The organism is Streptosporangium sp. NPDC001559 (assembly GCF_042893955.1).
GTDB lineage: Bacteria > Actinomycetota > Actinomycetes > Streptosporangiales > Streptosporangiaceae > Streptosporangium.
Genome location: NZ_JBIAVG010000013.1, coordinates 1 through 12450 on the forward strand (window position 1 = coordinate 1; position 12450 = coordinate 12450).

16 protein-coding genes and 1 tRNA gene are annotated in these 12450 nt (G+C 66.6%); 9 read left to right on the top strand and 8 right to left on the bottom strand.

The genetic code is table 11. From position 1 onward, the window contains the following. Window positions 1-1166 (bottom strand): hypothetical protein (locus ACFYY8_RS26940; protein WP_390045519.1); only part of this gene is annotated, 1166 nt, incomplete at its 3' end. A 622-nt stretch (window positions 1167-1788) separates the two neighbouring features. After that, window positions 1789-2775 (bottom strand): hypothetical protein, encoded by a 987-nt coding sequence (locus ACFYY8_RS26945; RefSeq protein ID WP_390045521.1) that lies wholly within the window; start codon window positions 2773-2775, stop codon window positions 1789-1791. A gap of 925 nt (window positions 2776-3700) precedes the next feature. On the opposite strand from ACFYY8_RS26945, the gene ACFYY8_RS26950 reads away from it, so the two are divergent. Further along, a complete protein-coding gene (locus tag ACFYY8_RS26950; protein ID WP_390045523.1) occupies window positions 3701-4978 on the top strand; it encodes a glycosyltransferase family 2 protein in 1278 nt (425 codons plus the stop codon). A gap of 12 nt (window positions 4979-4990) precedes the next feature. Here the strand turns inward: ACFYY8_RS26950 and ACFYY8_RS26955 are convergent, their stop codons facing one another. Next, window positions 4991-5539, bottom strand: coding sequence for a GNAT family N-acetyltransferase (locus ACFYY8_RS26955; RefSeq protein ID WP_390045525.1), 549 nt, complete (start codon window positions 5537-5539; stop codon window positions 4991-4993). Between the two features lie 117 nt (window positions 5540-5656). After that, window positions 5657-6280 (bottom strand): hypothetical protein, encoded by a 624-nt coding sequence (locus ACFYY8_RS26960; RefSeq protein WP_390045528.1) that lies wholly within the window; start codon window positions 6278-6280, stop codon window positions 5657-5659. A gap of 178 nt (window positions 6281-6458) precedes the next feature. On the opposite strand from ACFYY8_RS26960, the gene ACFYY8_RS26965 reads away from it, so the two are divergent. The 5 genes from ACFYY8_RS26965 to ACFYY8_RS26985 all read left to right on the top strand — a co-directional run bounded on the left by ACFYY8_RS26965 (window position 6459) and on the right by ACFYY8_RS26985 (window position 9030). Continuing rightward, window positions 6459-6731 carry a hypothetical protein gene (locus tag ACFYY8_RS26965; protein WP_390045530.1) on the top strand — a complete coding sequence of 91 codons (273 nt, stop codon included), beginning with the start codon at window positions 6459-6461 and terminating at the stop codon, window positions 6729-6731. A 194-nt stretch (window positions 6732-6925) separates the two neighbouring features. Next, on the top strand, window positions 6926-7414 hold the full coding sequence (locus ACFYY8_RS26970; protein WP_390045532.1) for a hypothetical protein: 489 nt from the start codon (window positions 6926-6928) through the stop codon (window positions 7412-7414). Between the two features lie 55 nt (window positions 7415-7469). After that, on the top strand, window positions 7470-7856 hold the full coding sequence (locus ACFYY8_RS26975; protein ID WP_390045534.1) for a hypothetical protein: 387 nt from the start codon (window positions 7470-7472) through the stop codon (window positions 7854-7856). Window positions 7857-8154: 298 nt separating this feature from the next. After that, the gene (locus ACFYY8_RS26980; RefSeq protein WP_390045536.1) at window positions 8155-8508 is read left to right on the top strand and encodes a hypothetical protein; all 354 of its coding nucleotides are present in this window, start codon (window positions 8155-8157) and stop codon (window positions 8506-8508) included. Window positions 8509-8544: 36 nt separating this feature from the next. After that, on the top strand, window positions 8545-9030 hold the full coding sequence (locus ACFYY8_RS26985; RefSeq protein WP_390045538.1) for a hypothetical protein: 486 nt from the start codon (window positions 8545-8547) through the stop codon (window positions 9028-9030). Between the two features lie 59 nt (window positions 9031-9089). Here ACFYY8_RS26985 and ACFYY8_RS26990 read toward each other — a convergent pair. Further along, a tRNA-Lys gene (locus ACFYY8_RS26990) sits at window positions 9090-9163 on the bottom strand. Between the two features lie 222 nt (window positions 9164-9385). Between ACFYY8_RS26990 and ACFYY8_RS26995 the strand changes: the two genes are divergently transcribed. Next, a complete protein-coding gene (locus ACFYY8_RS26995; RefSeq protein ID WP_390045540.1) occupies window positions 9386-9754 on the top strand; it encodes a PRC-barrel domain-containing protein in 369 nt (122 codons plus the stop codon). 175 nt (window positions 9755-9929) lie between these two features. On the opposite strand, the gene ACFYY8_RS27000 is transcribed toward ACFYY8_RS26995, so the two are convergent. Beyond that, on the bottom strand, window positions 9930-10505 hold the full coding sequence (locus tag ACFYY8_RS27000) for a nucleotidyltransferase family protein (protein ID WP_390045542.1): 576 nt from the start codon (window positions 10503-10505) through the stop codon (window positions 9930-9932). 193 nt (window positions 10506-10698) lie between these two features. On the opposite strand from ACFYY8_RS27000, the gene ACFYY8_RS27005 reads away from it, so the two are divergent. Together ACFYY8_RS27005 and ACFYY8_RS27010 are read left to right on the top strand one after the other, a co-directional pair. Continuing rightward, window positions 10699-11199, top strand: a complete 501-nt coding sequence (locus ACFYY8_RS27005; RefSeq protein WP_390045544.1) for a DUF6328 family protein — start codon at window positions 10699-10701, stop codon at window positions 11197-11199. 25 nt (window positions 11200-11224) lie between these two features. Next, entirely contained in the window at window positions 11225-11374 is a 150-nt protein-coding gene (locus ACFYY8_RS27010) for a GPGG-motif small membrane protein (protein WP_184719841.1), read from the top strand. A gap of 104 nt (window positions 11375-11478) precedes the next feature. On the opposite strand, the gene ACFYY8_RS27015 is transcribed toward ACFYY8_RS27010, so the two are convergent. Beyond that, window positions 11479-12192 carry a metallophosphoesterase gene (locus ACFYY8_RS27015; RefSeq protein WP_390045546.1) on the bottom strand — a complete coding sequence of 238 codons (714 nt, stop codon included), beginning with the start codon at window positions 12190-12192 and terminating at the stop codon, window positions 11479-11481. Further along, a complete protein-coding gene (locus ACFYY8_RS27020) occupies window positions 12189-12434 on the bottom strand; it encodes a BON domain-containing protein (RefSeq protein WP_352010376.1) in 246 nt (81 codons plus the stop codon). Before ACFYY8_RS27020 ends, ACFYY8_RS27015 begins: the two co-directional genes overlap by 4 nt. Between the last annotated feature and the right edge of the window lie 16 nt (window positions 12435-12450).

Here is a 12450-nt window from a genome sequence, read left to right on the forward strand (position 1 = left end):
GCCCGAACCCGCCAGCGAACCAGCCAACCGTCCTTCAACTTGCCCGACGTGACCGTAGGCGTCTGAATCCAACACTTGCTGGTGGTGTAACAGGTACCGGTCGACAGATCACCGGCCCCCGACCAGATCAACCCCATACCCTGATCGGTCTTACCCGGGTCATGCTCAACCTGCGCCTCAAGCCGCAACTGCCGCGAATCCGGGTCCCCACCGTAGGCGGAGAAGGAGGGCTGGGCCGATGCCAGCGTCCAGAGCCCGGACGCCGACTGCCCCGGAGAGGCCGACAGTTCGGAAACCACGGGTTTGGTGGTGTCCACCCGTCCGGCCTGCCATGTCGACCACGCGCCTGCCACACCAGAAGAAGTCAGCACACGCAGCCGCCAGCGGATCAGCCAGCCGTCCTTCAGTTTGCCGGACGTGACCGTGGGCGTCTGCAGCCAGCACTTACTCGTCGTGTAACAGGTGCTGGTCGACAGATCGCCGGCCCCGGACCAGATCAGCCCCGTACCCTGGTCGGCCTTGCCCGGGTCATGCTCAACCTGCGCCTCAAGCCGCAACTGCCGCGAATCCGCATCCCCACCATAAGCCGAGAACGACGGCTGAACCGACGCCAGCGTCCACAACCCCGCCACCGACTGCCCCGGAGAAGCCGACAGATCCGACACCACCGGAAGGGCGCCAGCCGCGACAGCCGACACGGCCTGCGTCGCCTGCTCCTTGCCCCCATGGCTGTCAAGCGCCCGCGGAGAACCGTTCCTGGTATCAGCGGCCCCTGTGTGAACGCCGTTGGGCCGTCTGTCGTTCGCCGGCCAGTTGGCGGTCGGGGACGATTCCCACGTCAACGGCGGCGGCTTTTTCAGCCCTTTCGCGGCTGGCTCGTCCGTCACCTCATGGGGTGTCTCCAACGGAAGCGCGCCTTTGGGGCGCTTGCCGTTGTGATCGGGTTTGCCCTTGCCTTGCGGCTGAGTGACAGCCGGGTCAACGAGGTGCGGCAGTTTTTCCGCGGACCCGGAAATCTGAACGGGAGTCTTGTCAACAGAACCCGAAGATGGAGAATCGGGGATCGCAAGCCGGGCAGGAGACGGATCCACGATGACCGCCTGCGCCTCCATCGTGAGCAAACTTGGAATGAGGGCCACCGTCACGGCCAGGGCGAGGCGGCTCACCCACCTCGACGGTTTGTTACTTCCGAGCCCGAACCGACTTCGACCCAGCACATTGGCCCCCGTCTGAGCACGCTGCATGGCTACGCTCACCCTCGTAAGCCGAGACAATTCCGTGACCTCAGGCGCTCCCCGTAAGCACCACATAAGGAATGCCACAGATATACACAGAACAGACATGCCAGAAATAGATCTTGACAGCCCCCGGGAGTTGACACAGGGGGCGGGAACCGCGGAGCCCTCTGGAGTTCGAGCAGCTCACATGCGTGTCGGATCGACAGGTTTGGAAAGGTTCGTGACGGAGATCACAGAGGAAATTTCAATTTCCCAAAATGGCCGCAATCACAGGGGCCTCTCCTCATGAAATCCGGTGAATTACAGAGCCCGGCACAGCGATATAAGGACGGTTTTGGCGTCCTTATATCGCCGACCGAATCGTGAACGCCGCCGTCGACCGACCTTTCCTGAGCCGAAGGCCCGACCGTCCGTACGAGAAATCTCCTCCACGGCCCACGCCCCCGCGCCGGGAGCCATCCGGCCGTCGCCCTTCTGAGTGACCCCTCCGGCGGGAGCCCACTCCCGCCGGAGGGGTCACCGTCGACGTGAGCCGAGCCCTGAACGATCCCTAGTCTCGCCGGAGCAGGCGTAGCCGGGGGAGGTGGCCGGTCAGGACCCGGGCGTAGGCGATGAGCAGGTGGGGAAGCTCGTCGGCCTGTCTCCACAGCAACACCGCCTCGGCGTCGAGTTCGGCGACGCTGTCGGCCATTCCCTCCCCCAGGGGCACGGACTCCATCCGCGCGCTCAGTTCGTGGGCGCGCACCCTGGCGCCGAGGGCCGCGTCCACGGCCTGGGAGGCCTCCCTGATCTCCTCGACCGTGGCGGGGGCGGCCCCGGCCCTGTCCAGGGCGTGAACGAGCTCGCCGGTGGGCGGCAGAAGCGGCATCTGGTGGTCGAGCCACATCCGGCCCCACAGACGCCGCCGTCGCGCCTCCGTCCACCCGTCCTGGACGAGCACGGGCCTGCCGTCGGGGGTTCGCCGGACGACCATGCCCAGCTCCGCGGCGAAGTCACGGCCGCCGACCGGTGCCGGACCGCAGTCGCCCGGCCGTACTTCGGTCAGGCCCTCGTCCATCCACACGGCCAGTTCGGCGAGCTCGCGGTCCGTCTCGGAGATGGCCGGGAGCAGCGCCAGCTGCTGTTCGTCCATGTGGGTGTAGGGGTCGGCCGCCGCGACGCGGACGGGGGTCAGGCCCGCCCCCGCCAGCTGGGCGACCACGGCGCAGGCGGCCACGTCGGCGTACCACGCGGCGAAGACGGTCACCGCGTCCTCCAGCTTCTCCGCCGTCTCCTCGGCGAGGAGCGTCCGCCGGGCGCCCAGTGACTCAAGCGGGTCGATCCTGAGACCCGCCGGGGGCCACGTCCGGGTGGCGTGCAGCCGTGAACCGCGCTCGTCGCTCTCGTACAGCTCCTGCCTGAGCCGCACGGCCGCCACGTAGTCGGCCGCGACCTGGCCGGCCGCCGCGGTCAGGGCGTGCAGGACGTGGTCGATCGCCTCGTCGCTCATCGCCTCTCCCGGCGTGGTGGTGAGCACCGCGGAGCCTTCGATTCTCACGCGCAGCCTCCCTCGGCTGGCCCGACGACCTGCTTGGCCGTTTCCTGCGACGGGTCGGCGCACCGCCGCACGGCAGACACGGAGAGTACGCGAATGGTCACGGACAGACTACTCGCGGGTCGCAAGTGACGGGTGGGAACCGGTGGATCCCCGGCCGGAGCGCGGCCCTCCCCTGGGCTTTCTCCGCGCAAAGCGGTGACGACGCGTCGTGAGAATGCCTACGACCACATCCGGTCACGGTCCTCCGAAATACCCTGCGGCCGCTTCGTTTGAACACCGGTCCAGACCCGGTCGTACGGCGTCGGCGGTTGTCGGGAAGTTCCCTCGCCGGGGCGGAGAAAGGCGGGAAAAGGCCGGGTGAAATTCATACGGGAAGCACCGTACGGCACCGGTGAGAACTTTCCGCCATTCCTGCTTTCTCTCGGTGACAGGACGTGCCCTGTCCGCTTCCGCTCCGGGAAGCGGCTTGGGATGCCCGGAGAATTCCCAGTTCACAGCGTTGCCGTTCGGTGAATACGCCAAATGGCGAGATCCGCGAGGGGTGCCCGGCCCCGCCCGCCGGATGCCTGGAGCGCCGAAGATGAAAGGCCTGACACCGAACACTTCCGCTTTGGCGAGTGTGCTGCAAGACTGCGTTCGACTGTGCTTCGGGGCTTCATTCCCTTAGACGACCAGGCGTGGGAGGCCGGTGTGGGGGAAACTCGGTTCAGCCGAGACGACAAAGGCACTGGAAGAAGGCCGGGGCCGCCGGGAAAACAGGTTTCTCGCGGGACGAGTCGCTCCCCGGAGGTTCGGGGACGTTCCTCGGAGTTTCCTGAGCGTTTTCCGGGCGGAGGCGGTCGCCGGGGGGCGGCCGTGTCCATCGGTGACACGGGGCCGGAGAACGGCCGGTCGCGTCCTGCGGGGAGCGCGCCGGGGAGGCGTCATGCCCGGCGGTGAACCTCTCCAGGTCATCGTGTGCTCGACCGGCGCCGCCGGGCTGTCCGGCGTGCGCAGGGCCGTACGGCTGGCCAACCGGCGGGCGGCGGCAGGCAGACGGCTCCGCCTGCTGCTCGATCCGTGGCTGATTCCGGACACCGTCGGGATCGACCCCGGGGTGCGGGTCGTCGAGCTGGTCGACCCCGACCCCGGCCACCGTTACCTGTGCCGGGAGCAGGCCGACGCCGACCGCGTCTTCGAGACCCTGCTCGCTCACGACTGGCAGTCTCAGTCCGTCACGCTGACCTTCGTCGGCTGCGCCGCGCTGGCCCTGACGGTCGTGCGAGCCCGTAGGCTCCTGGGGCTGTTCCAGGACGCCACGATCGAGACGGTCGACCTGGAGCCGCTCACCGGGACCGTCGCGGGGACGCCCTCGGAGGTCTTCGCCCGCTGGGCCGCCGGATACGTGCGCCGGTACGCCGGGACCGTTCTGCGCGCCGGGGACGCCCCCCGGGGACGTGTCTCCGTGGTCATTCCGCTGTTCGACCACGAACAGCGGGTTCACGAGGCCGTCGCCTCGGTCCGCCGCGACCTGCCGGAGGCCGAGATCGTGGTGGTGAACGACGGTTCCGCGGACCTGGCGACGAGCAGGTTGTTCGACGGGCTGAACGGCGTGGTCAAGGTCAGCCAGGAGGGCCAGGGGCTCAGCGCCGCCCGCAACGCCGGCATCCGGCACGTCCGCGGCGACTACGTGGTGCCGCTCGACGCCGACGACACGATCAGGCCCGGCTTCCTCGACGCGGCGCGCAGGGCACTCGACGGCAATCCCGACCTGGCCTACGTCGTCGGTTACACCCAGTACACCGGTCTGCTCCACACCACCTACGCCCCCGCCGGGTTCATCCCTGAGCTGAGCCTGTTCATGCACACGCACGGCAGGGCGACGGGCATGTACCGCAAGGAGGTGTTACAGGGGGTCGGCGGATACGACCGGCGTTTCCCCGCGTCCGAGGACTGGGAGATCCAGATCGCGCTGTACCGGGCGGGGCATCTGACCGACGTCCTGCCGATCGTCGCCCACCGCTCCCAGGGGGACGCCGAACAGTTCCACTCCTCCCTGGACGAACAGGTTCGTCACCGGCCGGTCCAGCAGATCATGCGCAAGCACCTGCCGATGCTGGACGCGGGTGACCTGCAGGTCGGGATGCTGGTGCTCGCGCACCTGTGGGACGCCGAGTACGAGCCCAGCCTGCCCGCCCCACCCTGGCGAAGCCTGCCCGTCTGACGACGGCCTCGCTCAGGTGGCGATCGTCCGGTCGGCCTCGTCGCGAGGCTCCGTGTGGAGTTCGTCGCGGAGGAGGGAGAAGAGGAGTTGGTCGTGCCAGCGGCCGCCTCGCCACTGGGCTCGCCGTACCCGGCCCTCCTGCTGGAAGCCGATCTTCTCCAGGCAGCGGATCTCGGCCAGGTTCTCCGGGTCGGTCGTCGCCTGGACGCGCTCGACCCTGGTGTGGGTGAACAGGTAGCGGACGAGTTCCCGCTGGGCCAGGGTCCCGATGCCGCGCCCCCGCCAGGACGGCAGCAGGCCGATGGCGATCTCCCAGCACAGCGAGGTGTCGCGGCGCCCCCAGCGGCGCTCCAGCCACTCGACCCGCCCGGCCAGCTCGCCGTTCACGGTGACGGTGAGCATGTTGTCCGCCCCGGCCAGGAGTCCGCGGGTGCGCAGGGCCTCCCGCAGCGCGACCGTCGGGGTGAACCCGAACCACTGGTACGGCGTCGCCCCCTCCTCGCTCTGGAAGGCCAGGTCGAAGGCGTCCAGATCGGCCTCGACGACGGGCCGGAACTCCACGGATGCTCTCCTTCTGCGGTCGTCCTGCGCGACGGGACCAAGGGCTGAGGTTCCAGTATCTGATGTGCCGGTCCGTGCAAGGCTCCCACCATTTGAACCTCGTTGACGACGGTGGGGTCAACCGGCCGTGGACTCGCCGCCGTCACCGGCGAAAGAAGTGACCCTGCGGTTTCGGTAATGGTCATGCACTCCGTTGTAATGCCGCTTCCAGAGTTCGATCTTCTGCTCGAAGGATGGCTTCGGGGTGAGCAGTTCCAACTCAACGGCGAGGTTGAAGAATCCCATCCCCGGACCGGGAGAGTCCTTGTGGAGGACCAGAGCCGAGATCATCCAGCCGGTCTCGGGACGGTTCACCTCGACGATTCTTCCGAGGAGGTAGCCGATCGCGGCGCGCTCGTCGACTCGTTCGAAGTCGAACCCCGGGAGCCCGGTTCTGCTCACGAGGGCCGCGTTCAGGTCGGTATACGTGGTCGTTCCGCCCTGGCGTGCGACCTCGATCAGGAATTCCAGACCAGCCTCGACGAACAGGTCCCAGGTGCCCTCGTCACGCCCGTACATCGACATCCCATCGCCTCCACCTGGAGGATAGCCCAAGAAATTATTTTTCATCAGCAGAAGACCGACATAATGACGCCTGCCTGTCCGGTTTTCCTGGCGTGACGTACCGGAGAGCTGCCAGTTCCATGAGCACGGGCGTACCCAGATGGTTGTTGACTGCCTCGAATCTTCCAGAGCACACATTGAGCCTTTTTCAACTCGATTTCCGCAGGCCAGAAGGGGTATCGGATGAGGCTCGGGTCCATGCGCTGCGACGACGTGGTCTTCAACCGGACCTACGGGGTACCATTCCGCCTACGTCGTCCCTAATCGGACAGCTGCTCCGAGGAGGATGAAAAAGGCTCATTGAAGAACAAATTATATGGAACACTTAAAATCATCTCCACGCCACCAAGAGCATGAACCGCAACTCAATCACGACCGCACCGACCGGACCGCCCTTGGCCGTGACCACGGCATCTCCCGCGCCACCGCCTACCACTACATCGACGAGGTCATCGACGTCCTGGCCGGCCAGACACCCGACCTGCACCAAGCCGCCCTGCAACGCACCACCGCCGGCCCCGGCAGAATCGGCGACATCGTCAAAGCCGCACTCGTCCTCACGCCCTTCGAACACGACTACCTGGAATAAAAGTCGCTGAGATCAACCCATTGATCACTTAGTTCACAATTGCCATCTTTATCTCCCGCGCACCGAATGCGATGTGATACAGCGTGTGTCCGGGTCAATCCGACCGATCCATGGCCTGGTGCGCGATATTTTCTAGGAGGAAGAGAATAATGCGAGCGCGATTCCCCTGACGTTCCATCACCTCGGCTCTGGGCGTGGCACTGGTTCTTGCCGCCCTGCCGATGTCCCCGGCCGCCGCTGCTGTTGACCCGGCACCGACGGAGGCTTATCCCACTATCGCGCCGCCCAGCGAGAGGGGTGCCACCACGTCCGGGTCTGACGTCACGGTGCGGGCCGGATGTGCGTTTGTCACCAATGGTGACTACGTCCACAAGACCGGTAATGACGCGACCGGCCACGGTTGGTGGATTAACGTCAATTGCGGAAGCGGTACGCGCGCCACGGTGAAGATCTGGCTCGAGGAGTATTTCTCCGACGGTAGTTGGCGAGTGAAGGGCAGCGGTTCAAAGAGCCCTGTCTATTCCGGTGGTGGATCGGCCAACCGTGCGAATGCCCGGGCCACCTGCAACAACTCCACCTCGACCTCGTGGCGCAGCCGGATCGACGTCGATCTGATCGGCCAGGTCGACTCGCCTGAGCAGGCCATCACGGCCGTGCGCGATATCGCCTGCCACGTTAACTGATCACAGTGGAGCGGGGCCGCTGGCCATGCCGTGCCCCGCTCCTAGGATGGGTCTCATGACAAGGCCGGTAATCGGTATTTACGCCTTCTGCGATGTGGATCCGGCAGCCTCCCCGTCCGGCAGGTTTGACTTCACCGTCACAGAGTTCGCGGAGCTTTCGGATGGGCAGACGGTTCTGTTGCGGGAAACGGGCTGGTCCAGCACCCCGTCGGCTGGGGGTCCGCTCGACCTGAGCGAAGAGATCCTGCTGGAAAATGTTCGCGCTGTGGTCCTGCCCGATGATGCGGAGACCTCGAATGACGGGCATCCTTGGCAGCAGTTTGTCACGGCCCTGGTCGCAAAGGGTGTACCTGTCACCGCAGACGAACTACGCGACGTGCCCTACACGATACGTCTCGCGCCCGGGCTACCCGGTCCTGCCCGGCGAGACCACAACTACTGAGGTTGAACTCGTGATGTCGTGTGTGGTTATGCCGGTGTGAGGGTCGAGCCGGTTCCCGTGAGGCAGCAGAGGCCGTACAGGCCGTATCGGCACGACAGGCACCGACTCCGGAACCACAACCGGATCATCCACAGGAACCGGCGCCACAGCACCATCCGATACGGCCTTCGCCGCCGGGGCCAACGCGGGCACCTAGCGGGATCACCTCGGCGGGAGCCACCTCCACCGGGGGCCGGGGCGCGGGAAGGCTCGTCCCGAACGGCCACTGACCGTCACCGCCCTCGCCGAGCTCGGCGACATGACCGTCCTGCTGCCGGCTCCGGCCGAGGAACGACCGGAGCCGGCCATGATGCCCGGCGGAATCGGGGAATGGGAGGCGGCTCTGTGCACGGTCCTGGGTGTCATCGACGAGCGTGGGCCCGCCACAACCGTCTCAGTCGACGCGGAGGCCAACGAGACGTTGATCCCCGAGGGGCTTCGCTGGTGGGCGGTCGAACCAGCGAAGCCACTGTCGGCGACGCAGCATCCGAGTATCGCGAGCGAGTTGCTGACCACCGCGACGTGTCTCGGCGGTCTGCCCGTCACCGACGACGTACATCAGGATCACAAGACACTGACCGTCGCCCTGAGATCCTCGGGGGACTGGCGATAGAGCACCCGCTGGGTGCTTGACTCGTGGGATCCCGGTATGGACGTGGGCGTGCTGGCCACCGCTCGTGCGGCCATCGCCGGTTTGGCCGAGGAGGGCCGCAGTGGGCTGGTCGTATATGTGTACGGCGGGGCGCTGCACCACATCGAAGGGCTGCTCGCCACCCCCGGCCCACTGCACAGTTACCTGCTGTGTGTGAGCCGCTCCGCCGACGGGACGGACACGATCGACAGGGTGCATCGTGTGGTCCTGTCATGTCCCGGAGAGAACTGGTGCCACAGAGGTGGTTGTTCCACTGCCGAGTTTCCAGAAGCGGACTGGCTACTCGCGTCGCTCGTCACCATGGGTGACATCGCCGGTGTGGCAGACCAGGACGAGGGCCGGTCCGGAAACGCTTATTGGCAGTTGTACGGAACCGGTGGTGCCGCCCACTACTCGGACAGTGTCCTGGACTGCCTGGAGGTTGAGCTGGCGGGTGCCAGCTGGGTTCCGTTGGAGCGATCGACGTGGGCCAGAGCCCGGTAGGAGGCCGTGAAAACCAGAAAGCCCCAGCTCAACACGTTGAACTGGGGCTTCCTGTGCTGTGCGCCGCCAGGGACTCGAACCCCGGACCCGCTGATTAAGAGTCAGCTGCTCTAACCAACTGAGCTAGCGGCGCTTGGCTTCGACAAGACTACCGGACGAGAGACCGTGCTTGGGACGCGGAGCGACACAACTCCACTGTCGTCCCGTGCCATGAGATGACAGCCATTTCATGATTTTTTGTCGCTCAGCCCCAGGCCGAGGCCTTGATCGTGGAATGCGTGGGAGGTGTGACCGTTTGGAGATCTCAGCCGGGGTAGCGGGAGGAGGCCGACGAACCACACCAAAGGAGAGAAACATGCAGCCTGAACTGTGGAGCTATCGCGCCGACGCCTACGACGTCAACCAGAGCCTCGACATCGCGGGCTACCACGTGGAGGCGACCGACGGGAAGATCGGCTCGGTCGACGAGGCGACCTACGAGGTCGGCGAGAGCTACATCGTCGTCGACACCGGGCCGTGGATCTTCGGGAAGAAGGTCCTGCTCCCCGCCGGTACGGTGACCCGGATCGACCCTCAGGAGCGCCGGGTCCACGTCTCGCGCACCAAGGAGGAGATCAAGAACGCTCCCGAGTTCGACGAGGCGAACTTCAAGGAGCCGGTGTACCGCGACACGGTCGGTGACTACTACGGCCGCTTCCCCTACGGCGGGACGGGCGTCTACTAACCCCTTCGGCGACGTCACGCACGGCGAGGGCCCCGCTTCCGAGCGGGGCCCTCGCCGCGTTCCAGGGTGGCCGGAGCCCTTCGGCGGCCAGGCCTCCGGGGCGGTGATCGATCCTGGACTTCGGAAAACGCCTCAGGAGCCGTCCTCGGAAACCGGCCTCCACGAACCCCGGAGGTCAGGGCCAGGAGGGGTCTCCCGCCGGACTGACGGGACCTTCCAATATGCCGAGCCGTTCCAGGAGGGTCAGGAAGGTGAGCGCGTACGGCGAGTCACCCGTGACGGCCGCGACACGTCCCCAGTCGACCTGCTCGCGCAACGCCCTGACCTGGGGCAGCAGCGAACCGTAGTCACAACCGTGCTCCGACAGCGGGAGCAGCCAGGTGATGACCAGGTCGGTCGCCTCAAGGACGGGCACGATCACGGCGGAGGCCTTCATCGGCTCCGCGCGCTCCAGCAGCCGGGACGTGACGGGGTGGTCGCAGACGCTGAAGATCAGGTCCACCAGCCTGCCCTCGTCATAGGCCTTGACCAGCCAGTCCTCCGGGGGCTTGGCCGTCTCGAACCCCAGGCTTCCCAGGGCCTCCAGAGCGGCGGGCACGTCCTGCTGGGGCAGGACGAAATCCACGTCGTGCAGTGAGGGAGCGGCGCCACGCGCGTAGGCGGCGCATCCCCCCGCCAGCGCGAACCTGACGCCCGCGTCCTTGAGACCGCTGCTGGCTCGCTTCAGCGTTTCCAGGATGGCGTCGGTCACCTCGTGGCCGTGACTTCCCATATCCCCCGGGTACCCCATGAATCCCCAGATAGGCATAGCAAACCTGGTCCAGGGTAAAGCGGCCTCTTAAGCCTTACCCCTACGAACCGCTTCGCCGCCGGCCATCCGTCAAGGAGGTCGGCGGCCGATGGGTAATCGTCCGCATAGGGGTTCCACGCTCAAGGAGTCCTGAATGAACGACCCCGGACAAGACCACACCGAGGAACCGGAGTCCGACGAGACGCGCAAGGAGCGGGTGGACCGGGAGCTGGGCGAACTGCTTCAGGGACTCAGGGTCGCCGTGACCGGAGTGCAGGTCCTGTTCGCCTTCCTGCTGACACTTCCTTTCGCCGCCGGTTTCCACAAACTGGAGGACGGGGGGCGCTGGCTGTTCTTCATCTCGCTGCTGAGCGCCGCACTGACCTCCGTACTGTTCATCACCCCCGCCGCGCAGCACCGCCTGCTGTTCCGCACGCCGCTGAAGGAGAAGATGCTGCACCGGGCCAACAAGCTGGGCATCGCCGGGGCCGTCGGGCTGGCGATCGCGATGACCAGTTCGGTCGCCCTGGTGGCCGAGACCGTGATCAACGCCTGGCCCGCCGTACTGTTCGGCGGCGCCGTGGCGCTGTCCAGCGCGTGGTTCTGGATTCTCCAGCCGATCATCGATCTTCACAGGACCAGGGATGTTATGTGATGGATCGTGAGGGCAGGGGCCCGTTATGGCTACCTTGCTTTGGATCATCGCAGTCGTTCTCGTCATCTCCGGGATCTATGTGATCCTGGCCCGCCGCGACCTCCTGTGGGGGATCGTGCTCATCGTCCTCGGATTCCTCGTCGGCCCCGGAGGTGTGAGCATCTTCAACGTCTGATGCGGGCCTCGCCCGCACCATCTTCGACGTCGCGCGCCAAACGCCGTGCAGGCGCCTGGAAGCCCCGGCGGGCCGGATCCGTCCGGCCCGCCGCTTCCCGGGCCCTACAGGCAGTAGACCCCGTAGGCCCGGCCAAGCACCGGCAGTGCGACGTTGCGCACTCTGATGCCGCCGGGGGTCACGCCCTTCTCCGTGCCCGCGTGCGCGTGCCCGTGGACGATCAGGTCCGCGCCCTCGGCGTCCACGGCCTCGGCCAGCAGGTAGCTGCCGAGGAAGGGGTAGATCTCCAGGGGTTCCCCGGCGAGGGTGTCCTTGACCGGGGAGTAGTGGGACAGCACGACCCTGCGGTCGGCCTGCAGCTCCTTGAGCGCCACCCGCCAGCGTTCCGCGATCCGCTTGGTGTGCCCGACGAAGGCCTTGATCTCGGGCTCGCCGAAGTCGCTGGCGCACTTGCCCGCGTAACCCCCGCCGAAGCCCTTGCCACCGGCGACGCCCAGCCGTACGCCGTCGATGTCGAGCACGGTCGCGTCATCGTGCAGGACCTTGATCCCCGCGTCGGACAGCATGGCCGCGATCTCGGCGGGGCGGTCGGAGTGGTGGTCGTGGTTGCCGAGCACGGCGACCACCGGGACCGGCAGGTCACGGAACTCGTCGGTGACCACGGCCGCCTCCTCCAGAGTGCCGTGCCGGGTCAGATCGCCGGCGAGCAGCAGCACGTCCGCGTGTTGCTCGATGTCGTCAAGGCGCTTGCGGTAACTCCCCCTGAGCCTTTCGTCCAGGTGGACGTCTCCCACAGCCGCGATGCGCAGTTGCCTCACAGCCGTTCCTCCTCCCCCGGGCCCCTGACGTCGAGGACGGTGATCTCGTTGCGGAGCGTCAGCTCCGGGGCCGCCTCGTGGGCCACGTCGGCGATGAGCGTTCGGCGTTCGTCGCCGGAGACCTGCCCGCGCAGGAAGAGCTGCCCGCCCCGGACGTCGACCCGGATGCCGAGCTCGTTGGTCCTGTCGTCCTCGGCCAGTGCGCGTTGCACACGCGCTGCGACGTACTGCGGAGCCTCCATCGTCGAACTCCTTTCT

What these genes read in the sequence shown, in the direction of transcription:
- ACFYY8_RS26950 (WP_390045523.1), top strand. Translation starts at nt 3,701, where the DNA reads ATGCCCGGCGGTGAACCTCTCCAGGTCATCGTGTGCTCGACCGGCGCC.
- ACFYY8_RS26960 (WP_390045528.1), bottom strand. Translation starts at nt 6,280, where the DNA reads ATGTGTGCTCTGGAAGATTCGAGGCAGTCAACAACCATCTGGGTACGC.
- ACFYY8_RS26965 (WP_390045530.1), top strand. Translation starts at nt 6,459, where the DNA reads ATGGAACACTTAAAATCATCTCCACGCCACCAAGAGCATGAACCGCAA.
- ACFYY8_RS26975 (WP_390045534.1), top strand. Translation starts at nt 7,470, where the DNA reads ATGACAAGGCCGGTAATCGGTATTTACGCCTTCTGCGATGTGGATCCG.
- ACFYY8_RS26980 (WP_390045536.1), top strand. Translation starts at nt 8,155, where the DNA reads ATGACCGTCCTGCTGCCGGCTCCGGCCGAGGAACGACCGGAGCCGGCC.
- ACFYY8_RS26985 (WP_390045538.1), top strand. Translation starts at nt 8,545, where the DNA reads ATGGACGTGGGCGTGCTGGCCACCGCTCGTGCGGCCATCGCCGGTTTG.
- ACFYY8_RS26995 (WP_390045540.1), top strand. Translation starts at nt 9,386, where the DNA reads ATGCAGCCTGAACTGTGGAGCTATCGCGCCGACGCCTACGACGTCAAC.
- ACFYY8_RS27005 (WP_390045544.1), top strand. Translation starts at nt 10,699, where the DNA reads ATGAACGACCCCGGACAAGACCACACCGAGGAACCGGAGTCCGACGAG.
- ACFYY8_RS27010 (WP_184719841.1), top strand. Translation starts at nt 11,225, where the DNA reads ATGGCTACCTTGCTTTGGATCATCGCAGTCGTTCTCGTCATCTCCGGG.
- ACFYY8_RS27020 (WP_352010376.1), bottom strand. Translation starts at nt 12,434, where the DNA reads ATGGAGGCTCCGCAGTACGTCGCAGCGCGTGTGCAACGCGCACTGGCC.